The organism is Salmonella sp. SAL4457, from assembly GCF_046548235.1.
In the GTDB taxonomy this organism is placed as follows: Bacteria; Pseudomonadota; Gammaproteobacteria; order Enterobacterales; family Enterobacteriaceae; genus Salmonella; species Salmonella enterica.
This window is the reverse complement of record NZ_JBGDZO010001049.1, coordinates 1-248: the sequence shown is the minus strand read 5'-3', so window position 1 is coordinate 248 and position 248 is coordinate 1. Positions and strand designations below refer to the sequence as shown.

The window sequence follows — 248 nt, the reverse complement described above, 5'->3', positions numbered from 1 at the left end:
CGTCAGCGTGACGCCATCAGGCCAGGCTGTCGATCGCCGCGTTGAAGGTGGCGCTGGGGCGCATCACCTTGCTGGTCAGCTCCGGGTTGGAGCGATAGTAGCCGCCGATCTCGGCCGGCTTGCCCTGGACCGCATTGAGTTCGGCGACGATGGTCGCTTCCTGCTCGGTCAGGGCCTTGGCCAGCGGTGCGAAGTGCGCTTTCAGCTCAGCGTCTTCGTTCTGGGCGGCCAGGGCCTGGGCCCAGTAC

The 248-nt window shown here is 66.9% G+C and carries 1 protein-coding gene; it reads right to left on the bottom strand.

Features of this window, described 5'->3' with window-relative positions:
• Positions 1 to 16 precede the first annotated feature (16 nt).
• Positions 17 to 248: NADP-dependent isocitrate dehydrogenase (locus tag ACLJNW_RS27390; RefSeq protein WP_410961703.1), on the bottom strand; the 232-nt coding region annotated here is incomplete at its 5' end.